General features: G+C 55.3%; 14 protein-coding genes and 5 pseudogenes. 9 read left to right on the top strand and 10 right to left on the bottom strand.

What is annotated here, in order from left to right; translation table 11 throughout:
* Nucleotides 1-269 precede the first annotated feature (269 nt).
* Both JAB8_RS08915 and JAB8_RS08910 read right to left on the bottom strand, forming a co-directional pair.
* Nucleotides 270-983, bottom strand: coding sequence for a hypothetical protein (locus JAB8_RS08915; RefSeq protein ID WP_083287626.1), 714 nt, complete (start codon nt 981-983; stop codon nt 270-272).
* Between the two features lie 4 nt (nt 984-987).
* Complete coding sequence (locus JAB8_RS08910) at nt 988-4,197, bottom strand: hypothetical protein (RefSeq protein ID WP_070289237.1); 3,210 nt, start codon at nt 4,195-4,197, stop codon at nt 988-990.
* 166 nt (nt 4,198-4,363) lie between these two features.
* Between JAB8_RS08910 and JAB8_RS08905 the strand changes: the two genes are divergently transcribed.
* Nucleotides 4,364-4,618 (top strand): hypothetical protein, encoded by a 255-nt coding sequence (locus JAB8_RS08905; RefSeq protein WP_139142980.1) that lies wholly within the window; start codon nt 4,364-4,366, stop codon nt 4,616-4,618.
* A gap of 21 nt (nt 4,619-4,639) precedes the next feature.
* On the opposite strand, the gene JAB8_RS08900 is transcribed toward JAB8_RS08905, so the two are convergent.
* Entirely contained in the window at nt 4,640-6,043 is a 1,404-nt protein-coding gene (locus tag JAB8_RS08900; RefSeq protein WP_139142979.1) for a hypothetical protein, read from the bottom strand.
* A gap of 179 nt (nt 6,044-6,222) precedes the next feature.
* On the opposite strand from JAB8_RS08900, the gene JAB8_RS08895 reads away from it, so the two are divergent.
* Both JAB8_RS08895 and JAB8_RS08890 read left to right on the top strand, forming a co-directional pair.
* A complete protein-coding gene (locus JAB8_RS08895) occupies nt 6,223-7,524 on the top strand; it encodes a Shedu immune nuclease family protein (protein WP_070289234.1) in 1,302 nt (433 codons plus the stop codon).
* A 46-nt stretch (nt 7,525-7,570) separates the two neighbouring features.
* Nucleotides 7,571-10,246 carry an AAA family ATPase gene (locus JAB8_RS08890; protein ID WP_070289233.1) on the top strand — a complete coding sequence of 892 codons (2,676 nt, stop codon included), beginning with the start codon at nt 7,571-7,573 and terminating at the stop codon, nt 10,244-10,246.
* On the opposite strand, the pseudogene JAB8_RS28535 reads toward JAB8_RS08890, so the two are convergent.
* Nucleotides 10,181-10,381: pseudogene (locus JAB8_RS28535) on the bottom strand (hypothetical protein); the annotation flags it as partial. The gene JAB8_RS08890 and the pseudogene JAB8_RS28535 sit on opposite strands and share 66 nt — an antisense overlap.
* A gap of 548 nt (nt 10,382-10,929) precedes the next feature.
* On the opposite strand from JAB8_RS28535, the gene JAB8_RS28085 reads away from it, so the two are divergent.
* A complete protein-coding gene (locus JAB8_RS28085; protein WP_071654395.1) occupies nt 10,930-11,175 on the top strand; it encodes a helix-turn-helix transcriptional regulator in 246 nt (81 codons plus the stop codon).
* A 712-nt stretch (nt 11,176-11,887) separates the two neighbouring features.
* On the opposite strand, the gene JAB8_RS08885 is transcribed toward JAB8_RS28085, so the two are convergent.
* Nucleotides 11,888-12,976, bottom strand: coding sequence for a hypothetical protein (locus JAB8_RS08885; RefSeq protein WP_070289232.1), 1,089 nt, complete (start codon nt 12,974-12,976; stop codon nt 11,888-11,890).
* A 90-nt stretch (nt 12,977-13,066) separates the two neighbouring features.
* Here JAB8_RS08885 and JAB8_RS29690 point away from each other — a divergent pair, with 90 nt between their 5' ends.
* Entirely contained in the window at nt 13,067-13,378 is a 312-nt protein-coding gene (locus JAB8_RS29690; RefSeq protein WP_217494216.1) for a hypothetical protein, read from the top strand.
* A 5-nt stretch (nt 13,379-13,383) separates the two neighbouring features.
* Nucleotides 13,384-13,638, top strand: a pseudogene (locus JAB8_RS28075) (AlpA family phage regulatory protein); the annotation flags it as partial.
* Nucleotides 13,639-13,648: 10 nt separating this feature from the next.
* Here the strand turns inward: JAB8_RS28075 and JAB8_RS08870 are convergent.
* The 4 genes and pseudogenes from JAB8_RS08870 to JAB8_RS08860 all read right to left on the bottom strand — a co-directional run.
* Entirely contained in the window at nt 13,649-20,224 is a 6,576-nt protein-coding gene (locus tag JAB8_RS08870; RefSeq protein WP_070289229.1) for a hypothetical protein, read from the bottom strand.
* Between the two features lie 21 nt (nt 20,225-20,245).
* Nucleotides 20,246-20,770 carry a DNA-binding protein gene (locus JAB8_RS08865; RefSeq protein WP_070289269.1) on the bottom strand — a complete coding sequence of 175 codons (525 nt, stop codon included), beginning with the start codon at nt 20,768-20,770 and terminating at the stop codon, nt 20,246-20,248.
* Nucleotides 20,730-21,053 (bottom strand): annotated as a pseudogene (locus JAB8_RS29865) (hypothetical protein). The gene JAB8_RS08865 and the pseudogene JAB8_RS29865 overlap by 41 nt, the downstream one beginning before the upstream one ends.
* A 59-nt stretch (nt 21,054-21,112) precedes the next feature.
* Nucleotides 21,113-21,553 (bottom strand): annotated as a pseudogene (locus tag JAB8_RS08860) (tyrosine-type recombinase/integrase); the annotation flags it as partial.
* A 347-nt stretch (nt 21,554-21,900) separates the two neighbouring features.
* Here JAB8_RS08860 and JAB8_RS28065 point away from each other — a divergent pair.
* The 3 genes and pseudogenes from JAB8_RS28065 to rpmG all read left to right on the top strand — a co-directional run.
* Nucleotides 21,901-22,071 (top strand): annotated as a pseudogene (locus tag JAB8_RS28065) (JAB domain-containing protein); the annotation flags it as partial.
* 247 nt (nt 22,072-22,318) lie between these two features.
* Nucleotides 22,319-22,555, top strand: a complete 237-nt coding sequence (gene rpmB / locus JAB8_RS08855; protein WP_010400928.1) for a 50S ribosomal protein L28 — start codon at nt 22,319-22,321, stop codon at nt 22,553-22,555.
* Nucleotides 22,556-22,577: 22 nt separating this feature from the next.
* Nucleotides 22,578-22,745 (top strand): 50S ribosomal protein L33, encoded by a 168-nt coding sequence (gene rpmG / locus JAB8_RS08850; protein WP_010400929.1) that lies wholly within the window; start codon nt 22,578-22,580, stop codon nt 22,743-22,745.
* 131 nt (nt 22,746-22,876) lie between these two features.
* Here the strand turns inward: rpmG and JAB8_RS08845 are convergent, their stop codons facing one another.
* Nucleotides 22,877-24,085 (bottom strand): fatty acid desaturase, encoded by a 1,209-nt coding sequence (locus tag JAB8_RS08845; RefSeq protein ID WP_070289228.1) that lies wholly within the window; start codon nt 24,083-24,085, stop codon nt 22,877-22,879.
* Between the last annotated feature and the right edge of the window lie 12 nt (nt 24,086-24,097).

Genomic DNA, 24,097 nt, shown 5'->3' with positions numbered 1-24,097 from the left:
CGTTTTGAAATCTGTTGATCAATCGTTGGTATTGCCGCTATGAATACCCAACAACCTAGCGTGAAAACAAGTCGAGTACCACTGCCAGATATAACCCGACTTCATGAGTCCGATTATAGGTGATGTCCATCACTGCCGTACGGCCAATTTCCAATCGAGAATAGACATGCGGTTTGGCGGAAACTGCTTAGAATTCCGCAGAAAGAATTCTGAGCATCCTCCCTATGCCAGAGGACATGGCCTCGACGATGTGGACGCCTTACCTGGGTTCATTGAAGCGAAGGCAGATTCAAATAGTGGCGCAAAGCATGGGCGACCTCAATGAGCGCGCCCAGACTCTCCAGTATCGCGTGCTGTGCGCAATAACGGACTAGATGGCTCTTTCCGTCGCGTGTAAGTTCCCGATGGACCCGCCCCGCTATAGTGGTCACGCCTGTTTGCGCTGTCTGGTGCGCATTCAAAAATTGAGCCATGAAGAGTGGGCTGACCAGGTCCTCAAGTTCACAGATTAAACCTTTAAATGGTAAATTTTGGGTATCAGTAGCGCGCTGCAACGCCGTCGGGTCGAGACTGCCCGTCTTGGGCATGACGGGGCGCAGTCGGAACACGTCGCGATATTCACTGATTGTGGTATCCCAGTCGCGGGCACCGCTAACTGCTTTATTTCCAGCCGCATCACTGTCAAACAGTCCAATGATGCGGTACACCCGGAGTCCAGCTGGAGATAAATGGCCAGCTGCCAAATTTCGGAGGGTAACAAGTTCGCGCACCACACCTTTAACGCCGCCTCTGTCCCGCTCTCCGGCTGCGACGATTGCCATATCCCCGAGAATATTTTTCCCAGTTTCTTTCAGGTAAAGCCCTGCGGCGAGCTCAAAGAGGGACACGTCTGACGTCCCCTCCACCAGTACGGTTCTCGGTTTCAGTTTCCAACCGTGCGACTGGCCATAAAGCGCAACGATATCAATCGAGTTTTCGGCCATTTTCTTACCTCGACGCGTTCGTCGGACGGAGAAACGGACCGTTATGTCCAAACGATACAAGTGCAGAAAATACGGCATTGGGACGGTGCTCACGCACACCAAATTCCTCGGTCCGATACAGCACATCGAAGTCGCCGAACTCCCGCACCCGCGCCGCGGCCCGGTGACCATGATCGTAAGCAGAGACCGCCTGTACCACACGGGGTTGGTCGCTGCTCGTTTGCAGGAGCCAGCGTAGGCGGCGAGGAACTTGAACGAACACGTCGATTTCGCGCCATAATCCGCGCAGTTTCCTAAACTGGCGATTTCCCTCTTCCGCCCTCATCTGCTGGAACAATAACAATGCATATTCAAGCTGCAATTGCGGCGAGAGTCTGTAATCGATGTTGACAAGCAGATCCAGCGCCTGAAGCTGGGGTTCGAATTGGAGCGGAGTAGCGGCGACCAAAACCTGGTACCGAAGCTGAGCGACCTGGGCGTTGCCAGCGCCGGCCGGGTGGTCCAGAATATTTAGAACACGGGCCAACACCGCGGGCGGAATCTCTTCGAGTGCCTCGGGCGCCCTTCCTTTAAATGGAGATGCCAGGTCGGCCCAGGCACTGACCAGTACTTCGGTCGGCGTGCTAGGTTCGCCTCGCTGCAGATTGCCGACGTTTGATGCCATCAAGATGGCTACCGCGCGATCGGCCAACGATGCGAGCGCGTCGCGGCGCAATTCTTTCTGGTCATTTCCGATGGCAGCATAGATGATCTCAAGCGCCTCGATACACAACCCCGGTGCAATGCTTTCCGCTGCCTCGGCAGTTGCGATGAGATTTTTAACATGCGTCTCGATAACGTAAGGATTAGACGGGTTCTGTTCAAAGGCGTGGCGCGTGGCATCCGAAGCCATTTTCCTCAATTTGGCTAATTCATCGTCCGATGCACCCTGATTGGTGCGGACCCGAGCCAAATCAAAATAGGTATTGGCGAGTGAATTGTAAAGATTGGCGTCAGACTCTTCACCAGGCACGGTTTCGATCGAATGCAGCGCGTAGGTAATATCGTCAGCCGCCCGCTCAAGCAGCACCACTCGGTCCGCATCAGAAACCCCATACGCCACTTCGTCCTGATGCGAAATTCGCCGCCGCGAGATTGCTGTGTGGTGACGGAAAACGCGGCTGCCGTTGCGCAACGGCGCGGGCATACTATCAAGCGCATCGAGCATTTCGCGCCAGATGTGATTCCAGCTCACCCGACCTTGTCTTGGATCGATCTTAAACACGTTAGTCGCGAACTCTTCTCCGTAATCACGTTCGTCCACCTCGCCGAGCACAGCCTGACACGATATTTCGCACAGAATGAGAAAACGCATGTGCTGAGCATCGCGCGCGCTGGCAAAGCCCAACGCACTTCGCGCGCTGTGGTCGAAGAACAAGGCGTTGATGAGGAGTCGTCCAAGGATGTCATGCGCCATCGCCCAATACTTGCGCCCGCCATTGGAGAGACGCACAAGGCCGAGCGGCGACAAATCGCCACGTTTGTCGTCGAGCAGCAGTGGGACAGGCCACGGGCTCGCCCCTTGACTAATCAGCGATTCCGGCATTGGAAGGCGCTCAGAACTGAGAGCTGCGATTTGTATAATGGCTTTCTTAACCTCAGGCGTATCCGCCTCTTTTTGAAAAGCTTTATATATCCATTCTTGGAGCGATTCGCTCAGGTCGTACTGCGCCTGAAGCCAGAACGCCAAGGTGACCCAAAAAGCAGCCAATCCCTCCAAGTGCCGCACCGAATGGTTGGCCTGAAAGGAAGTCCACTGCCACTCTGGACGCTCTTTCCCGTAATGGCGCAAGAAATGATTCAAATGGTGCCCCAACCCCATGGTCTCATCTTCCTTGAGCAAATGCGTCAGCTCCGTTAAGCACTTGAAACGTGATTCGTCCCGATACGCCAACGGGCGCAGCGGACCGGTCACCACCAAGATGCACACGGCACGCCCTGCTTTTCCAATCTGCTGCAAGAATCGGCGTAGTTCGTTATCGCGCGACTCCCAGTGAATGCGGTCAAAAACTAGCAACCAGGGCGTCTCGTAGGAACGTCCGTCCGGCTCGCTCCCGGTTGCTTCCGCTGACCTGTTCTCGTCATTCCGTTGCCGCGCCCTGGTAAGGAAATTAACCAGAGGAAGAGCATCAGGCGTGAACGGCGCCCCCTTTGCAATCAATGTCGGGTAACCTGCCTTGGCTGCCATGTAGGCAAGTTGCCGAGTGAACGTCGTTCCACCTGCTCCGGGTTCCGATGCAAGGTAGGTGATCCGGTTCTCCTGGGCGCCGGCAGAGTCGAGCCGGCCCAATTGAGCGCGCAAGGCGCGCCATGCGCTTTTGTCTCGGATCCACGGCAGCCCGGCCGCGAACGCCCTCCAGTCGTTGAATTCGCCCCTAAAAAAAGCATTGAAGGCATCCTCGGGAAGTTCCTCAGGGGTGAGCGAGGTGCAATCATGATCGAGAATAAGATCGTAACTCTCCAAAATCGGCCGTTCGGGGTCGTCAATACCAGTCAAATCGACTTGATGGATGACTCCCGCCTCGTCACGCTGCCGGACAACAGCATGCACTTCCTCATAATTGGCATTGAACGCAACAACCAAGCGTTCGGCAAAGTCTTGCGCGTCAAGGGAGATGACCGAGGCAGTGGGGCCCTGGCCATGCGTGTCAAGCCAGGCCGCAAGCCTTCGTGATGCGTCTTCACTTGCATCGACGACGGTAAGGCGGGTACGGAAGCCGGTGTCCCAGATATCGTCAAGGCTCGTGGGAAACGGCTTGTCCGCATCGCCGACAACGACGAGCTGGCGCACGTTTGACCGGCGCAGCTCGTCCAACATGGTCAGCTGGCGCAATTGGCGCTGGAACCCAGATCCCTCGCCGTTTCGTCCGGCTAACAGGAAAACCGGGAGCGCGCGCGCCGGCAGGCTGAATCGAGATGGATCTGAATCAATCACATGAATAAAACCGCGGCGCCTGACCAGTGCGTCGCTGTCTTGGTTTGCAAGCTCTTCAGCCAGCCTGGGATTGGCATCCTCAACATAGACTTGCTTCCAAGGCAAACGCAGCATCGCTACCAGCGCCGTTATCTTGGCGGGATCATTGATCGTGCCGCATACCCAAAGCGTGGCTTCACGATCGGCTAGGCCCACAATCAAGCTATCGGAGAAACTGTTAGACCTTGGAACGATAAGCATGTGCTCTCCAAACGTATATGGGGCCGAAAGACTGCGGATACCGGCACGGAAACAGACATGGTAGACGAATTGGGAGCACAAGGGGAACCTCGCTTCGTCATTTGAACGTAATCAAAATCCTCATACGGAAAAGTAAACAGAATAAGCAAAAGTTAACAAGAAAAATGTGGGTAATCGCAAGCGCCCCACCACCGTCTACCCTTGGACATCGCACGATGCCATGATTGAATTTGGGGCACAGATTGGTTGTGTCCACAAATTTATAACCGTCGACATGGACCTGGCCGCCATCGAGGCTGAGCTCGAAGGCGAGTCGCCGGCCAAGCCGCGTCGCAAGCGCACCGGGTGCCAGCCGTTGCCGCCAGAACTGCCGCACATCGAGCTCCGCTATGAACCCGATATGTGCGCGGACGGCGGGTAACCGCCGTCCCTACCTCGCCCCTTATTCCGAGCGCATTCGTTCAGTCACCTTTCGAATCGATTCGAAAACGTTGGCAGTGGCGGTACTTTCGGCTGCGGTGGCTGCCTTCGGTGGTTTGACTTTGGCATCGGCCTTAGGTGGCTTAGGATCTTGAGCAGCAACTACAACAGCGTTTCCCTCTGGCTTTTTGATCGTTGGCGCGGGCTTTGGATCTAATTCAGATGCAATTGACGACCGCGCCTTTGCCGCCTCTGCTCGCTCAATTGCGCATGCCGCCAAGATTGCTTGGCCGGCGTCAGTTTGCCACTTGGTAACTTGTGCGGGGTTGTTGTTATCTCTGAAATCTTCGAGAATTGCGGCGCAAGTCTCACCTTCCCCGATCGCTGCAGTAGAAATTTTTATGATGTCCACGACAGCATTTGCGACTGCTTCAGTTGCAGACGCGCGTGGTCCTAAGCCAACTCCAACTTGGGAAGACGATGAAGCCTGAGCACGAACGGCTCGCTGTGCTAACTCGATCGTCGTTTGAGCGTTGCGCACCTGTTCATCTGTACGTTTCACTTCCAAGCCTGCTGCGGCAAGATTGCGCGTTGCCGCGGAAAGTGAGTCTCGCGATAGGTCTTCTGCCTTCTTGGCTTCTTTGACGTCAGTTGCCGCAGCGTCGATTTTTTCCTGTTCAGCTTTTGCCTTAATCAGTTCAACCTGTTTCACCTCGGCAGATTTTCTCGTTTTGATCTTCTCGTCCAAGTCTTTAAGTGCCTTTTCCCTATCTGCTGCAGCGTCAGCTTGTGCAATCTTTGCAGAATTGGACTCTTTCTGCATATTATCCAAGGCAGTTTGTAGCGGCGCGAGGTTTTCGGCTCCCGTTGCACTGCTGCCTCCCGTAGTAATTGATGCTTGGCCGGCTTGCGCCACACCGGTGAGCTGTTCAATAGCCAGAATCGCAAGGGTGATGTGCTGATTGCGCCGAGCTAACTCCATAAATTTTTTGTCTTTTGTCGCCCCCCCCATGTAGGCTAGGCAGTTGGCAGTCGCGTTATACGATAATAATGTTGTCGAATTGGTCCTGAGACCAATTGAGGCAGCGGCTACCGCGCTAACTAATGCCGCTTGGGTATCATTGGTCGCGCCTGCGCCAGCAGCCGACTGGCCTGCCTTGAAACCATTCGTTAATGCAGCAGACAAGTTGCTCGCCGAAATCGCTTCCACTGGAGGGTTCGGGCAGACGATAAAGTAATCCGGATATTCCACACCAGGATCGTCCTTGTTACGTAACTGTGAAAAAATGGGTTGCTGGTAGCCATCGATAGCTACGGCCTTCGCTTTTGAATCGTTACCCAGATTTAAAGAACGATGAACAGTATTCAGATTTGCACAACCACTCATCAATACTAGAGTGCAATACATAAGTGGAATGAAGCGCATAACTCCCCCTTTTTGGACGGTGTGATTTCATCGGTTTTTTTTGATAAATATTTGACTACGATCAATGATCTACCGACTTTGCACTCCATATTCTCACGCATTATCACAATGTCATTTTTTTGACACTCTTCGTATCATTTATTTTTGTTGCAGTTAAAACTACCTTTCTTAGATCATCCATGACCAAGCCTACTGTTGAATTTGAAGTATTCCATGACGAGTTCTGCCTCGTTTACCGTCCACACGACGACACTAGTTGGGTTCACGAAAGGTTTGCTCGCGGCGAAGAGTTGCTGGTGAAGGGCACGTTTCACCTCACCTCGCGAGATCTCGTTGACGATGCTGTAGAAGGAGCCGCCAACGACGCGCGCGATGACGATGACTTCGTATGGGTAAAAGACGATCGATTGGTGTTTACCATTGCGACGGCAGAAGGCGAGTACTTCCGGTTCAAGCCGGAGATTCTAAATTTTGATACGCCGGTCCTGCTGCATCGAGATACGCGACCTGACTGGAAATGGTTTAGTGCAGAGCGCAAGGTGTCTATTCTCGGCGTCATCGAGAGCCTCGGCCTTGAGCGCATCGTGATTGGCGGCCCAGATCCAGATGCTATCCCGATGGAGGAATATGAAAGACTGGTGAACCAATTCCCGACACCGCACGAACTACGCCGCTACGTCCAGGCCCGAGTCAGCACTGTGGTTCGTCAGTACACCGAGCCGACCGTTGATGCTGAAGCGTTGTTAAATGCGTACGTCGACAAACGCACTGTGTCGTCCGTGCCGAACTTGGAAGATGCCTTTCGTCAGTTTGACGTCGCAAAGTACACCTTCGCGCTGGACCGGCTGCGGGCTATGCTCGACAATGAGGCTGGGACGTCGGAAGCACAGTGGCAGTTAGAAATTGTGGAAATTATCCAGCTTCTGAATCCCAGATACATCAAGGCATTCACCGAGGTCAGGCTCTGGGACGCTGACGCCTCCACTTGGCGCCGCATCGACATCCTCTTGGTAGATGCATCTGGCAACGTAGACGTCATCGAGATTAAGAAGCCGATGGGCAAGCCCATCATGCTACCAGCGCGCTACCGCGACCATCACCTGCCGATGCGCGATTTGGTTGGCGCGATAGGTCAGGTCACTCATTACCTGAGGCATTTAAACCGTTGGGGGCTGAAAGGCGAGAACCACTTGACCGAACAGTTCAGTAATAAACTGCCTTTGGGCTTCAAAATCCAGATAACCAACCCACTAGGCATTGTAATTATGGGGCGTTGTAACACGTTATCCAAGGTGCAAAGGCGTGACTTTGAAGTACTGCGTCGCGATTCCAAGGGTATCATCGACGTCATTACCTATGATGACCTACTGGCGCGGCTTCAGGCGGTACTCAATCAATTGCGCAGCGGCCCATTCCTCAGCACCAGCCGTGCGACGTTGCAAGCCGAAAAGCTCTCGGCACCACCAATAGAGTCACGATGATGCGGGACACACGCGGCAAATTAGAACGATAACATTCAGGGGCGACATGGCAACTTCACAGCGGGATTTTGAGCGGTTCGTGGTCTGGCTGCATCAGCCAGAAAATTTGGCCCACGCGGATGTCCGCCGCCTAGCCAATCTCATCTTGGCTAACTTCGACGGGGTCGCTCGGACGACCCGCAACCGCAGCCAGCGGTCCGTCTACTTGGTCGAGCAAGCTCACCGAGCTTGGGCCGAGGCGCAGGCGGCGCTACCGGATATCCAGCCGCTCGCTGTCGACGGAGCCTGGCCCTGGCAACGCCTGCGGCATCTCACCTTAGGACCGTTTCGAGGCTTTCGCACGCCGGCGCCTTTCGATCTTCAAAAACGCATCATCCTTTTCTACGGCCCCAATGGAAGCGGCAAGACCAGCTTCTGCGAAGGCCTTGAATATGCCCTTCTTGGCTCAGTCGAAGAGGCTGACACCAAACGCATCGAGCAGCGCGTTTATCTCGCGAACGCCCACGCCGCCCGCTTCGCCGCGCCTGTTCTGCTGGCGACGAGTCATCAAAACCGGGAGATTCCTGTCGCCGCGAGCATCGACACCTTCCGTTTCTGCTTCATCGAGAAAAACCGCATCGACGCATTCTCCCGGATCGCAGCCAGGCCGCCCGCCCAGCGCACGGAGCTGATCGCCACCTTGTTCGGGATGCAGAACTTCAACGAGTTCGTCGGCCACTTCAATGAGGCAATCGACGCGCAGCTCGTGCTTACCGCCCCTAAGCAGCTTGGTCTGACCAGCAAACGCAACGCCTTGGCTGCGGACCAAACAATAGTCGATGGCGAAGTCCAGGCCCTGATCGGCCTGGCCAATCAGGAAGCCGCCCTCGCGCTCACCCACTCGAAGGGGATGACCTATGATGGCCTGAAAGCGATTCTCGGCTCCGCCGTTGCGCCTGGACGCCTGCAGGAGCTCCAAGGCATCCTCAACGCGGTGCCTCCGGCGACCATTGGGTTGACGCGCGCGGAGCTGCTAGCCACCTTCGAATCGGCTCGCAAGAGCCAAGAGGACCTCACAGGCGTCGTCGCAAAACTCGACGAGCGAAGCAATCAAGTTTCGTTCAGGGATCTCTACACCGCTATCGTCGCTCTTCAACCTACCGAGGGAGACCATTGCCCAGCCTGCGACACGCCTCTCGCAGGAGATGGCCATGTCGCGACCAATCCCTACGAAAAGGCCGCGACTGGCCTCGGACAGTTGAAAGAGCTTGGCGAGCTCCAAGAGCAACGCAAAACGATCCAAGCGGAGTTGGCCACCGCATCGCGGGAGCTTCGTCAACGCCTTGCCACACTTGCGGCCTTCGTCGTCGCGCGGGAGGGTCAAGAAACGCACGTCGGCCAATATCTCGCTGGTCTTCCGGCGACACCTGCAGGAAATTGGTGGGATGGGGTCTATCCGACGCCAGCAGGCCAAGAGACCGCCGTTACTGACGAGGCCTCGACGCTCGATCAAATTTTGGCCACCGTCGACCTCGTCGTCGCGCAAGATGCCGCCTCGCTTCTCGCCGGCCAAGAGCGCCAACGCAACATCACGGAACGAGACGGCCTCGATGCCCTCGTCTTGCTGGTGCAAGCTCAGGACGCAAAGCGGAAACAGCATGTCGATGCCCTAGCGGCTGCGCGAGCGCGCATCGCGGCCTTCGATATCGACAACGCGGAGCTTATCAATGAGGTCGCCCAGGAGGCACTCCACATCGCGCGCGATGCACCGATCAAGGCGGCATACGACAGCTTCCTCGTGCAGATCAAAAGCTACCGCAACCAGCTTCCTGGAACACTGATGGCCGGCCTCAATGAAGCGGCTATGAATCTTTACAACGAGTTCAATCGGAACGACCAGGATCGCGACAAGCTCGCGGCCCTCCACTTGCCAGTGACGGGCGACGACAAGATCGAAATTTCCTTTCGCGGCAATCCAGCGGTCAGCGTGGACGCCTTGCGCATCCTAAGCGAAGGCCACATTCGGTGCCTGGGCCTTGCCATCCTGCTCGCGAAAAGCCAAAGCATCCAAAGTCCGTTGATCGTATTCGATGACGTGATCAATGCGATCGACCACGATCATCGCGGCGGAATCCGGGAGACGATCTTTGAGAGCGATCATTTCGCACAAACGCAACTCGTCGTCACATGCCATAGCAACGAGTTCATCAAAGATATCCAGCAGCACCTGTTGGCTAACCGGCGCGAAGAATGCAAGGTCTACTTGTTCCGCAGCCCTGATGGCAACTATCAACCAAGGGTAAACAATGTCCTAAGCAGGAACTACATTGCGAAGGCGCGCGCGTCGAAAAACGAGCTGGATGACAGGGAGGCTCTGGCATCATCGCGGCAAGCTCTCGAGATGCTTGCGGAGAAGACTTGGAAATGGCTCGCCAGCCATGGGATCGGCCTATTGAATTTGCAACTTGCTGGCGTTGGCGCTGAGCCACAACTGCGTGGCCTATGCGAAGCTGTGCGCAATCGCCTCCACACTACGGCAACCTTCGTCCACCCGAATAAGCCGTTGCTCGTTGACGCGTATGGCCGCATCCTTGGCATCCCCTCCGACAACCTCGTTTGGAGCTACTTGAATAAGGGCACTCATGAAGAAGCCGACAGAGATGACTTCGATGGCGACCTAGTCGAGCAGGTAGTGCAAACGCTTGAGGCTCTTGACGCCTTGGATCTGAGAAATGGCCGCTAACTTCACCGTCGTCGGTGTGCCGAGTTGGGTGAAGCGGCTGAGAATTGCGGCGCGTACTTGCTACTCGGCGGCCTAACGGTCAAAATCGCGTGCCATCACTCGTTCCCCCAGTAACTTGAAGCAGCGCATTTTGGTCGCAGACCGCGCAGTGCTTCTTCGACCTGTTGCAAGGCTTTCAGCAGGCGACCATGGAGACTTTCCGTCTCCCCAGGACAATCATGGGCAGGTTTAGCGAAAACCCGCCGATGCCTTGGACGATTGAGCTGACCGAGGACGGACCGTTCAGCATCTCCAGCAGAGCTTCCGCCCCCCCAGGTTGACGCCGCATATGAACGCCAGAGGCGGATAAACGACAGGTTGGGCGGCCGAATGGTAAGCCCACATGTGCCAAGTGCTTGATTTCTTGCGAAAACGATGTGAGCCTAACTTTGACTATGGCCACGTTTTTCAACCAAATCTGTAAGCAACTCAACGATGAGTGCTGGGACGCTGATCAGGCGAAGTCTATCAACCGTTAGCTCTGCTGACAAAATTATCAATTTATCATGTAATTCTTGGGGGATTCGGATCAGGACGGGCTTTTTCAAGTTATACCTTAATTATCGTATTAAATGGTTGCTACATTGGCATTATGGGTCGTAAATGCCGTGGCCTATTTTGCCTGATAAATCAATTATTCGGGGATGAAATCCTCATCGGCCGACCAAGAATTTAGTTCGCAACTACTAGCTGTCGGTTCAGCCGTGCGTGCGATGCGGAAGGAGCGTGGAATGTCGCAAGAGGAATTAGCGCACGTCGCTACCATCGATCGTAGCCACATGGGCAAAATCGAACGAGGTGAGCGCAACGTTAGCTTTGCCAATATCGTACGAATTTCCATTGCGCTAGGATGTTTGCCATCTACTATCCTATTGCGGGCCAAGCTCTAACCGTGACGGTACCGCACATCTAAAGATGCCTATTCGAGATGCGCCACGTTCGCCACCATGGCGAATCCCAGTCACGGCTGGTTTTGATCATGAAGGTTCCAGCCCGACACAAGAGGCCGAGCGACCTCACAAGCTTGCCAAAGCCAAGTAGCCTTAAGATGGCTGAGCGGCGGCCGTGATGCCGGGGGCAGATCCCAATCCACCCAAGTAAGCAATAAGCTCCCATCAAGCGGCCTTGTAGGCCATGTATTTATGAGGCTTGTAGGCGTTGGTTTTCCGTGATCTTGATTGTCCTGGGCGATGTTTAAGCGTTCGCTTGGTGGTCAGAGCCAGCGCGTCGGCGAGCAAGTGGGCTGCCGCCATCTAATAGCATGGGTAGCGGCAGCTTGCGGCGCCGTTGAAACGCTGTCGGATGATCCGGATGACGCGCGCTAAGCCGGAACTGGTCGGATTGAAGGTGGTCGGAGAAATTGGACAGCAAAGAAGCGAGCGACATGAAAGGCCAATGCAAGTCAAAAGACCTTCATTGGCCGCCGCCTTGCCGCTGTCGAAAAAAGAGAGGTCAGCAAGGCGGCGGCCGCGCAAAGCCAGTACCACGTCAAGCACTATTTCATTGATTTGCCAGTAATTGCGCGGGCTTGCTACTTAACTTGGATGGATTGCCCCGTGAGTGCGGTTTCCTGACAGTCGTCCTACGGCCCAGATCGATGGACTAAAGTAATTCGCTCAATAATGCTAGTTCTAGCTGGTCGGGCTGACCGAGAATTTCCAAGTGCCGCTTCATTTCATCCCATATCGCATCCATATCGGCTAAATCTTGGTCAGTATAAACGATGTATGTCACACCGAATTTACGCCAGTATTTTTTGTGTTTTGTCATTTCTTTTTCAAAGTTAGCCTTCGCGTCAGCGTTGTATTCGCTCATTGTTCGCTTCGCACCCGTCAGTTTTCCGTGCGTGGACCAGGGCGAAAATTCGAAACCGTATTTTTCTAGGTTCCATGGGTTTATGATAAGGAAATCCAACCTGTGCTCATGCTTGGTCTTGAATGGGTCATACCTGATTTCAGGAATGAGCATCGGTACCGAAAGCGGCAGACTATGCGTTTCAACGTAGGCAATGTACCGGTCCGCAATGTCAAGCTGATACTTTGACTTTGTTCTACGGACGAGATCGCGAAAAAACTGCAAATAGTCTGACAATTTTGAAAATGTCCGCATTTTCTCTTCGCCCATGTAGCAAACGCCAGTTTCCAATACATGCGAAAGAGTCCAGTACGGATGCTTGAAATGTCTGATCTCGGATTTATCGTTCTCCCAGTTGCCGCCCGAAAATCGAGGAGTCACCAATAAACCAAACTCGTCATCGTTGTTGCCAAACCAGTATTCGCTTTCGTCAAGTTTCGGCTTTTGCTTGTAGTGCTCATCATAGTGCTTGAGGAATGACCCTTCCAAAAATAGCGCTACATATTTCTTGAAGTTTGGGTTATTGCCGGTAAGCAGACCGTGAATTTTTCCATGCCTCGGTTCTGTACCTGTTATTGCGGACTTGACTACGCACCTCTTCAAACCTTTGAGCCACTTACTTTGGTATTCCATCGGGGACTTAATGATCTCATTTTTCAACTCGATATAGTCGTCTGTTTTGCTCCCAATGAAAGCATTTAGCGATAGTTCGTTGCAATATTTCCCACCTTCAAAGCCTGCCAATTCGGCGAACACGGAGCTCTGCAGCGCACGACGCTGATCCTTAATCGATCTAATTTGTTGATTTCGTGCTGTTTTGTTAGGGTCGCGCTTCACGTCGTTCTCCAGAGGTAGATAGAGTGTGGTTGGAACGGTGTAAGCGCTTGCCTATTGCCGTCTTGGGTAAGTAGTGTACCCAATTTCCCTATGAAACAGAACAGAATTGCAGGATTTTATGGCGTGGTTTCTGCCATAAATCGAACCTTCCAGCAGCCACTCAAACTGCTGCAGCGGAACCCCTTGCGTGGCGCCGTCAGCGTCGCGCGGCCAGGCGGATTTCTCCGCCTCGAGACGCTTGAGTCACAGGCAGAAACCATGGCGGTGCAAGTACAGCAGCCTGATCTTGTTACGGTCACGGTTGACGAATACGTAGAGCGCGCTGCCGAACCGATCGAGTCCAAGCGCGCCTGTTCGACCAGCACCGACAGGCCGCAGCTGGACTTGCGGAAGTCGACCTAGTCCATCCCTTCCGTCGGACCATCCGCCGCCAAGAACTGCGACAGATCCTCCCCCTGGCGGAAACAACGATCTACGAAATGGAGCGTCGCGGCGAGTTCCCGCATCGCTTCAACTTGACGCCGCGCTACGTCGTGTGGGATTTTTCCGAAGTGGAAGCGTGGATCGAGTACCGAAAACAATCCCGACGCGTCGGCATTTCAAAACCGGATGTAAGCCTACGAAAAACTCGCCCTGTCCGGTCGGGCACGATTGAGGAGTGAACCCGTGCCGTTATTCGGGCCATAGACGTTCGATGACTAATCGATACTGCTCCTCGCTAAACGGTGGATCAGTGCGCAGAGATAGCCTTTCATCAGGCAGGCCAGCGATCGCACGGAACCGCGGATACAAATCGCGCCGTCGGTCAGCGTCGATCTTTGCAAGAGTTTCTTTGGCTTGTCGAGAAAGGCCTCGCGGCGACCAAATTTGACCTCGCTCATCAATGACGACCACCAGCGAACGATGACTAAAGCTGCTGGTGTCTCCGGCACGCCCGCTCGACTTACCTCTATGGTATTTTTGGAGCGTGAGTACGATGACGAGGCTACGCTCGGATACCTTGAGCAGGGAAAGCAATTCGCCACGACTGATGAACAAGCGGTATCCAGTCTCGCTCCAAGCATAGTCACCCTGTCCACCCTCGGCGCCCCAGGCTTCGGCACGATACGCTGTTCTCCCGTCAATTGACCAGCGGCGGCTCACCTGATCGTCCGCACTTGTACCCAACAGGTCTCTCGTCCACTGTGACGGAAAAGGCCTGTCGAGTGCCGTGGCGGCACCATAAGGATCATGCCGATCAAGTTGCTGCTCGGTGTTCGGCGTCGTCTCCACCCATGGCTGAACCGTGTGGCCGCCGCCGAAGTGACGGACAATCTCATCTTCGTCGTCAGGCAACCATCTGAAGAATGCTTCAGATGACAGCACCGTCATGACCACCGCTCGCGCATCACTCGCATTCGCCACTACGCTTTGAAGCGTCACAGTTGTGTCTCTCCCGATCGACCAACGCCCCGCAATCTGAAGCCAGTCGGCTGCCACCTTGCCGTCCTGCAAACCGAGCAACGGTGATAACAGATTGCTGTCCTCGCGGACGGTGCTTCTCTCGCCACTCTCCGGCATAGGCATGTCCACCTCCTTGGTAAGGTCGAGCGGAAACGGATCGGTGAGATCAGCAAGCCAGAGGCCATCGTTTCTTGATAGTGTGTATTCCCTCAGGAACGCGGCCCAAGCATCGCCGTTCCAGTCTTCGCCGACAATTGCCCGTGTCGCCAGCAACTCGCCGGCAACAAGCATAAGTGCATGCCATCCGAGATATCCCCCATACCGATCTCGGTCTGGGACATACCCCGAAGACCAAGATTCGTCATTGCTTCTGCTACGTGGGCAATCGTGCATTCCTCGCACGGTTGCGTCCCAACGCCGCACCCAGGCACTGATGCGGTCTTCCACCACCCAGCCTGGACAAGCGAAGACGTGGCACAAACGCTCGACCTGATATTTATTGAAGTCGTAGTCGAGGCGAAAACCATCTTCTGCTCGCGGCGAAGAGTCTGGCCTGGCTGTATACCGGAACTCGCGATAGTCGGTTCCAGACGCCGACGGGAAGGGCGAACGGTTTGCGGAGCCAAGCTTAGCAAGCATAGCTTCGCGCTCTTCGGGTCTGAGTGCAGGCGCAAGCACGCGAAGTATGTCTATCGCGAACGCACGCATGGCAACGTGCGGGAACTCAGTAGAACAGACGATCCGTTCAAAAAATGCGCGATGAGGGATAAATACGGTAGCGGCGTCTTTCGCTACGCGGGCGAGGGCCATCAACAGCCAGAGCTGCGCATGCATTACGTAGAAAGGCAGCTTCGCATCGCCGAAAGGCAAATTCGAAGCTGCCCCAAAATGGTCAATCAGCCTATCAATCACATCCGATCGCCCAGCCGTCATCAAGCGCCGAACAGCATGGGCGGCACGCCACCGCATTGCTGCGACGGGGTGGCCCAACCTCGCCCACACGAATCCCGCTAGAAATGTTGCCTCATCGGGCGGCACTGTAAAACGCACGTTCCACGGTCCGTCACCAACTTCGGTCGGCAGCTTTTCATCTGTGTTCGCCAGAAACCGTTCGAGGCCTTCCGAGATAGCACTGGCACTGACGTCAGGTGCCAGTCTTGCGGCGAGCGCGAGCCAAGCATTACCACCAAGACTGTCCGCGGTACTCCGGAGCGCTGCAACTACATGCTCGACAAGGGTGGCCCGTTTGGCATGAAAACTCTGCTCCAGCCCCCTCCAGCCGCCCCACGCGCCGTTGCTTGAACTGGCAAGTTCGACGGCATGCTTGGTGGCAAGGCGCAGCCCCAAGTCAGGCAAAGCATCACGCATAGCCGCTGACGACCTCCCCCACTCCTCTAGGTAGCCGTCCAATGCGTGGATTTTGTCAACAAGCGTGGCGGCCGTTGTTTCAACGACCGCGCGGACGAACCCAAGGCGCTCGGCGGGAGAGTTCGCTTGCTTAGCCAAATCGATTAGTGTTCGAACTGGCCAACGCCGCCCCGACTGGTCAATTTTCTCATTAAGGATCTGACGATCAATGTCATCAGCGTCCGTGAGGTCCACCGGAAAGACGGGCGGCGGCTCCGCCGCAGCCGACGGAGACATGACTGTTCGCGATTCTGATTGGGGTCCGAGGCGCGCAAGCAGCCCCTCGATTCGTAATAGGGCATGAGAAGCGGCAGGAAGAACCTTCTCAACTAGGTCATGTAGCCGCTGGATGGTATCTCGTGCGGGAGACAGTTGATTCTCACGATCGATCTCGGTCAGAAGGAGATCGAAGAACCATTCCCATCGCTTTTGAGGTAGACGGCGAATGACTTCTGACGCGAAGTCTGATATGTGCCACGTCCACGTTTCGACTGGAGCAGCCAAGCCGAATAGCGCGACGGCAGCTTCCACCGAAAGCTTCGAATCACGAACTAGGATAGTTAAAGCGGGACCGAGTGACAGTCCGAGCCGAGCCGCGTCACGATCGTCCAGTCGTGCCAGCGTAGCCAACGTCGCTCGACCAGCAATCGGTACCATCGTTTTCGCGTATTCAGTCCAAGGGAATTTGCCATCCTCGTTCTGATTCAGCTCAAGGATACGCGCCATGGTGTGCGCCGACGCCGGCTGCAGTTCGGGACCCGAATAGCGGCCGGTCAGCTCCAACAAGTGGTTGGTACGATCAAAATCCTCCGATCCAATTGCCTCGGCAAGATCAAGCGCACGGCGAAAATAGGCCGCAGCCTCTTCAGTGCTTACTCGCCAGACTGCGCGAGCGAGATCACCGTAGGATGAAATTCTAGATCCGACATCGGTATCGAGCTGGATCTTACGCTCGACATGACCGGCAAGAAGGAGCGCAGCATCATGGCACGGGGAGATGCGCGATAGTCGAGCAACCGAATTGGTCAGCTCCGGCGTGAATAGGCCTGGCGCACTCTCGATCCAGTCGACCATGCGTTTCGCAAGCGAGGCATTGAACGCACCTAACGCATCGGCAAGATCAAAAATCACTCGGAAACCGTTCCGTGCGAGATACGCCTTCCCATCACGATACGGATAGTTGGACGATTGCTCGACATCACGGATAAGTCGTTCGAACGCTGCAACAACCATCTCATCTCGTGTCTTTCCACTCGGCGGACGAATGATGTCGGCGACATCCTGAGCATAGTTCAGCATCGGAAGAATCCGGTCGCCCAGCGCACGCGAGTAGTCTGAGCGTTTTTCCTCGACGAGACCACACCGCCGCTTCCGTCGGTGCCGAGTTCCGTCGAATTTCGGAGCCGCTAGCTTCTGGTTAAGCATCCGATTGAAGGTCGCAGCGCCCCGCGATCGAGCACTTGCAGGCACCAACTCAATTAATTCCGCTGGTGCTATGTCAATTAGGGCGGCGCGCTTCCGGCTCAAAGCGGCTCGAACACCGGCGGCCAGTACGGTCACATGGATCGCGCGGTCGCTCGGATAGTGACTGGAATAGTCATAAACGCTTGGCGGTGTAAGTGCAGTTCCAGCGAGGATGCTTGCCGCCTCCTTCTCCAGGCCGAGCTCTATGGCCAGTGCAGATGCCAGCACACTAGCCATCGCCAAGCCTTCGCTTTTGCCATTCGCAGAAGGTGCTGCAGCAAGTGCCGCGACAAGTCCTCTGGCGTAGGATGGGTCACGACCAACGAATGAAAACGCGGCAGCGTAGAGAGCGCGCGATGGCAGACGGCAACGCAACAACCGCATTCCGATGCGGGTTTTGGGCGGATGCGCCGAACGCTGGTGTCGATCCAGGAGATCGAACAAATTCAGAAACTTGGCGAAGGCTACACCGTCGTCTTGCCGAGCAAAAAACTCGGCAACTCGCACGTCATTGCCCGCCAGCATCTCGACATAGGCGAAGCCAATATCATCCCACTGCCTTGAGGCACTCGATTCGATAAAACGCTCACTGCGTTTACTATGCCCGGCCCAATTGTGCCAATCGATTGATCGCCGTGCGTGGCGGCGGGCCTCGTCTCGGTCGCCTGCGAAGGCGTTCGCGAGTGCAAGCGCGGCGTGTTTCCCCCCGGGCCAGCCAACATTGGTCGCGGAAAGCCGCCGCAAGGCTTCGGGGTCACCCGCTATTGCGGTGAGGTCAGGATTTTCGTAAAGGAAGCGGTCAGATCGTTCATGTCCCGCAGCAACGAGTGATGCTTCCAACAGCAGGCGCAGAAGGTCGTCGCGCCGGCTCAACTCTCCCACCAAAGCTATCGCGGCGGTGATCCGCGATAGACGGATATCGCGTGCGCTTACCTGTGAAGCACCTCGTGGCACACGCAGATCATAGGCCAGTTGAATGAGCTGATTGGCATCGCACAGGGAGGTGAGCAACGCAGGCAGTGCCCGAGCTGCATAGTTTGAAGTGAGCTGGCGTTCTTGGAGTGTGGCAATTACGCGGTCTCGGTCAACTTGGCTCGCGCCATAGCTCGATCGGATCAGGGTCTCGGTCGGTTCATCTCGAAACATAAGACCGTGGGGCGTTCGCTCAAGCAAAGGGGCGAGGTCGGCAGCGAAACTTTCAACCTGCTCCGCGATCAAGCCGTGTGCGGCAGCCAGCTCTGCAATAGGAACCGGGGGCGCCAGCAAGGCAATGCCTGTGAGCAATAGATCAATGTCTGCATCGCTTGCACCGCGAGCGCGTGCAGTTTCGCGCGCTTCGGTAAGGCGCTTGTGAATCAGCACGTTTAGCAAATCTTGCGGCTCTGCTGGTGTGTCTGGGAAAGACACGGGATCAAACGGTCGCCCAGTGGTAATCAGGTTGTCCAGACAGCGTGGGTTAAGGCCCGACCGAGTCTGCAAAGCGGCGATCTCGTGAGCCGACGCATTCGGCACGCGCCACTCAACAAGGGAGCGTACTTCGGAGTTAGTGAATAGCGGGATGGAGTAAGGACGGTGCGAAGCACCACCGGTTGCCAGCGCGAGCCGTTCGGTTCGGCACGATGCGACGATGCGGACGCCATCGATCGGATCTACGCTGATGCTACCCATGAGAAGGTGTGCGAACGATGATGTCACGGTATCCCGAGCGGCAAGCCCAGCGTGGTCTATCGCGTCGAGCACCAGCGAAACACATGCATCGCTGCAAGTTTGCCTAGCTGTCTCCACCGACTGGGCGAGCCGTCTGCGGAACGCTCTCAGTAAGCTCGTTACATCAACTACCGGCAATAGAATGTCGCACAGGCCTTGCCCGGCCATAAGATTGGCAAGGTGGACAAGCGTTCTTTCCGGGAGATGCCGGCCGTCGGCAGGATCCCGCCAGCGACCAGCGCCGAAACCATCGAAGAGCACCACGGGACCATCGGCTTGCAATCGGTCGGCGAGGCCTTGCATCAGAACCGTCTTTCCCATCCCGCCCGCAGCATGGACAACGAGAGGAAGGCCCGTTTCACGGGCGAGGGTTGCAATGTCGTCAAGGACTTCGCGCTGAATGACGATTTCAACTTCGGGAAACGCGTCAGGCGTGGGATACAGCCGATCCTCGTGCTCCACTTCCAATTCAGCCAGTACCGCTACCCGATCAACTCGTTTGTCCGTCTCGCTACCGGGACCGGCCTTGATCCTGATAAGGTTCCGCAACTTGAGCAGGCGTTTTTCCGCATCAGGGTCCCCTGGTTCGCTCCATGCGGCAAGAGTTGTTGAAATGGCACGCTCAGCCTCTGTCAAGCTCCCCTTATTGCCCACCAAGTCCAGTCGTCGCAGCAGGTCAGCAAATGGATGAGGATAGCCTTTCATGGCTACTGCGATCTGGCCTGTTTGGCTAGCAATATCACCGGATTCTTGCGTGCCTGCGATGAACGCAGAAATCGCTTTCTCCAAGTTCTCGTGGATGGGTCTGTTTGTCGCAAATTCATAGCGGACTACGGCAAGAACATGGTCATCGCCATGGGTCGCCCGCAGCTCAGCATCGGTTACAGCAAACTTGCAGAGAGTTGAAGCCAGGTCAGCAGCTCGAACTGCCTTTGAGGCGCTTGCGATCGAGTACTTGAACTGGACAACCGCGACTCGATGCGCCCGTGCAACATCCGTGGCGCCATAATACCGAACAAGATCAGCAATCTCGACCGCGCCGATTTCCAAACTCTGCTCATCCTGCTCGTCGAAACCCTCAAGCGTGATCGCTGTAAGCTCGGTCAGCGGTGGCAGGAGTTCAAGAGCGGTGCGCGCCGCCCAAGCTTCATGAAAAGCATGGCCTGCCTTTGATGCTCGAACTTTGTCGATTTTTATCGGCGTTGTGCCAGTATCGTCGTCACTCATGATCGGCTTGTCGTACCTGCGTCATTCTACCAAGGCTTCCAGCGCTTTGGACGCAGAACGTGGCAAGCGCTGCCCCTCTTTAGCCACATTGACCTGCAAGGCCACCCGCGCCACGTCAAAAACGTCTTTGTCCAATGCATAGTTGCCCTTGGCCTGCAACCAGGTCAGTACGTCCGCCAAGTGCCAGATCGACGCACTCCCTTCATGCACTGGCGCAGGAAAACTACCCGGGTGAGCCAACATCAACTTGCGCATGTTCTGTCGCGACACCCCTACGATGTCTGCCACGTCGGTCAGCCCTACCAGATCTGGTGTCACTTCGATCAGCCGTGCCGACGGCGTGGCACGGCGCACATCTGCCAGCGCACTACGCACAGCCTCGTCCGCATCCGTCGCCTCGCGGGTGAACTCCAGCGCCAACCGCCCTGGTTGCCCGATGCCTACCAAAGCATCGTCGCAGCCAGCTTCGCCCAAGCGTTCGACCAGCACATCCGAACCGTGATCATCATCGGCAAGCTGGTATTTCAAAGTGAAAGTGTATTCCATCGTGATACTCCTTTGCTCCGTCATCGGTCTCATGCTGCTTACGATGCGTGGTGCAATTGTCCACCACGCGCCGCAAGGCGTGAGCGTGATTATCGGGGTTTTTGGGGGTATTCCATATCGAGGTAATGCAAAACTCTCCGCAGCGGCACTTCTCGTCGTTGTACGGGCAATAAATGCACCCCCAAGCGTGGTTGCCACCAACCTCTATACGCCACTCCTAATCGCCGGCGTACTTCAGAACTTCCTCGACCTCTTTCTTCTGATGTAAAGGACGGGCCGTCAATGATTTCCAGTATGGAGGGTAATCGAAATGGTTGTCAAGAGACAACCATTTCGCCATTTTTAGGCTAATGCGTTCAATACCGGAACGACCACGTTCTCCGGCATCAGCTTCGGCACATAAACCTTTCCGTCGCCCCAGGCATCAATTATGTTGGCCCACTCTTGCGGCATGTGGCGCCGCTGCTCGGCATACTCAGCCTTGTTGTAGATCGACCGCGAGGAACGTCCCTTCTCATGCGCTAGGCACTTCTCGATCCAGTCCCGGTTGAAGCCGATCTCGTTCAACAGCGTCGACCCAACGCGGCGCAAATCATGGACAGTGAACGGCTGCAGCGGCAACTCTTTGGCTTGCGCGCCCTCAACCACGAGTTGCGTCACCCGATTCAAAGTCGCATTGGGCATAAACCGCGCCGCATCGTAACAAGAGGGAAAGACGAATTTTGAGCCTGCAGCACTGACGTGCAGCGTAACGAAGATGTCGAGCGCCTGGCACGACAGATAACAAGCTCCAACTTGGATCAATGCCGGCTGCATTGGCAGGTGCTGCCCAAGCTGCCGTGGCAGCCTCTGTATTAGCTACGGCTGCTGCGCCCATTCAAGGATGCAAACAGTAATCGCAATGATAGCGGCCTGTTTGGCAGAAGCTAACCGAGGAGGATCATGCGAGCAACGTTGGACGATAGCAAATCCTTCGTTACGAACTTTTGATGTTTAATCCAAGTGTATATCAACGCTACGGACAAATGGGGTCCTCAAGTGTACTTAATATATGATGTCTATATCAACACATCATTAATTGCAAGTCTTTGATTTGATGAGAATCAATGTGTCGCACTTTCTAAAACATGCTAATACTCCGCCATAACCACCCGTCCGGCACGCCGGAACCGAGCGAGTCGGATCTATTACTGACGCGCGCGCTGGTGCAAGCCCTGTCGCTGGTGGACGTGCGCATCCTCGACCATTTCGTCGTGGCCGGGCGGCAAGTGCATTCGTTTGCGGAACACGGCCAGATCTAAGCCGGCGCCAGCCGATTCACAGTTAACCATGTGTAAACAAGGACATACGTGACAGCAGAGGGACTGTTATCTAGCAGTAAACGACGCGGTTTACCAGCGGCTTCCCTATGAAGAATAGGCAGACGTCAAATTGTTAAATTTTTCCAATACAACATGACACAATTGTTTTTCGCAAGTCATTGATAAATCTGCTTATTTTGGATATACTCTCGTTTTTCCAATTTGGAATATCTTTAAGGAGTGCGCCATGGCACGTGTTTGCCAAGTCACTGGGAAGAAGCCGATGGTCGGCAACAATGTTTCCCATGCAAACAACAAAACCAAACGTCGTTTTTTGCCTAACTTGCAGAATCGTCGTATTTTTGTTGAATCTGAAAACCGCTGGGTCTCCCTGCGTTTGTCCAACGCCGGTCTGCGCGTCATCGATAAAGTCGGCATCGACGCCGTATTGGTCGATATGCGCGCTCGTGGCGAAAAAGTCTAATTAGCAGAATAAGGGAGCTATCATGGCAAAATCAGGCCGCGACAAAATCAAGTTAGAATCGACCGCCGGTACGGGTCACTTCTACACGACTACCAAAAACAAGCGTACGACGCCTGCGAAAATGGAGATCATGAAATTCGATCCTAAAGCACGCAAGCACGTCACGTACAAAGAAACCAAAATCAAGTAATTGATCTTGTGTTCTGTAAAAAGAGCCGCTCCGATGAGCGGTTTTTTTTCGCCCTGATTTTTAGCCCCTTCCCTTGTGCCGGGACGAAAAAAAGGCCCTGGAAACCAGGGCCTCGATATGCGGCAGCTTACCTATGCATAACTGCGCAGGCGCAAGGAGAAATCCTGCAGCGACTGGATACCCGACGCTTCGGCGCGCGTGCACCAGTCTTGCAGCTTCTGCAGCAACTGCTCGCGCGTAAAGTGCGAACGCTCCCAGATGGCGCCCAGTTCCACGCGCATGTGATGCATGGTTTCCAGCGCCTTGCTGTGCTGGAACAGTTCCGACAGCTGCTCGTGGTGCACATCGGCCAGCTTGCCCGGCTCGCGCTGCATCAGCTTGCGCGACGATTTCAGGAAACGCTTTTCCAGCTCGGCCTTGTGCTTCAGGTGCTCCAGCTCTTCCTTCCAGGCATGCTTGATCGATTTCGCATACTTGGCCATCACGTCATAGCGGTTGGCGATGACCGACTGCAAGGTCTCGAAGTCCGCTTCCAGCTTGCCGTGCGAGAATTTCGGTTCCGGCGCCAGCTTTTTCACCTTGGCCAGGCCCAGCATTTCCAGCGCGCGGATATACGCCCAGCCGATATCGATTTCATACCATTTCGACGACAGCTTGGCCGACGTCGCATAGGTATGGTGATTGTTATGCAACTCTTCGCCGCCGATCAGGATGCCGAACGGAATGATGTTGGTGGCCGCGTCGGCGCAATCGTAGTTGCGGTAGCCCCAATAGTGGCCGATGCCGTTGATGATGCCGGCCGCCGTGATGGGGATCCACATCATTTGCACGGCCCACACGGAAATGCCGATCACGCCGAACAACACGAAATTGATGACGAACAGCGACACCACGCCCAGCCAGCTGTACTTGGTGTACAGGTTGCGCTCGATCCAGTCCGTCGGCGTGCCGTGGCCGTACTTGGCCATGGTTTCCATGTTCTTCGATTCAGCGCGGTACAGCTCGGCGCCTTCCCAGAACACTTTCTTGATGCCGCGCGTCACGGGGCTGTGCGGATCTTCTTCCGTATCGCACTTGGCGTGATGCTTGCGATGGATGGCCGCCCATTCCTTGGTGACCTGGCCCGTCGTCAGCCACAGCCAGAAACGGAAGAAATGGCTGGGGATGGCGTGCAATTCCAGCGCCCGGTGGGCCTGGTGGCGATGCAGATAAATCGTGACGCTGGCGATCGTGATATGCGTGACCACCATGGTGTACAGAAAAACTTGCCATGCGGACAGATCGGTAATGCCAGTGGCCATGAACTGCAAAACGTCGTGTAAAACGGAACTCAATGTCATTACTGCTACTCC

Source organism: Janthinobacterium sp. HH106 (assembly GCF_001758725.1).
Lineage (GTDB): Bacteria > Pseudomonadota > Gammaproteobacteria > Burkholderiales > Burkholderiaceae_D > Janthinobacterium.
This window is presented reverse-complemented; position numbering and strand designations above follow the sequence as displayed.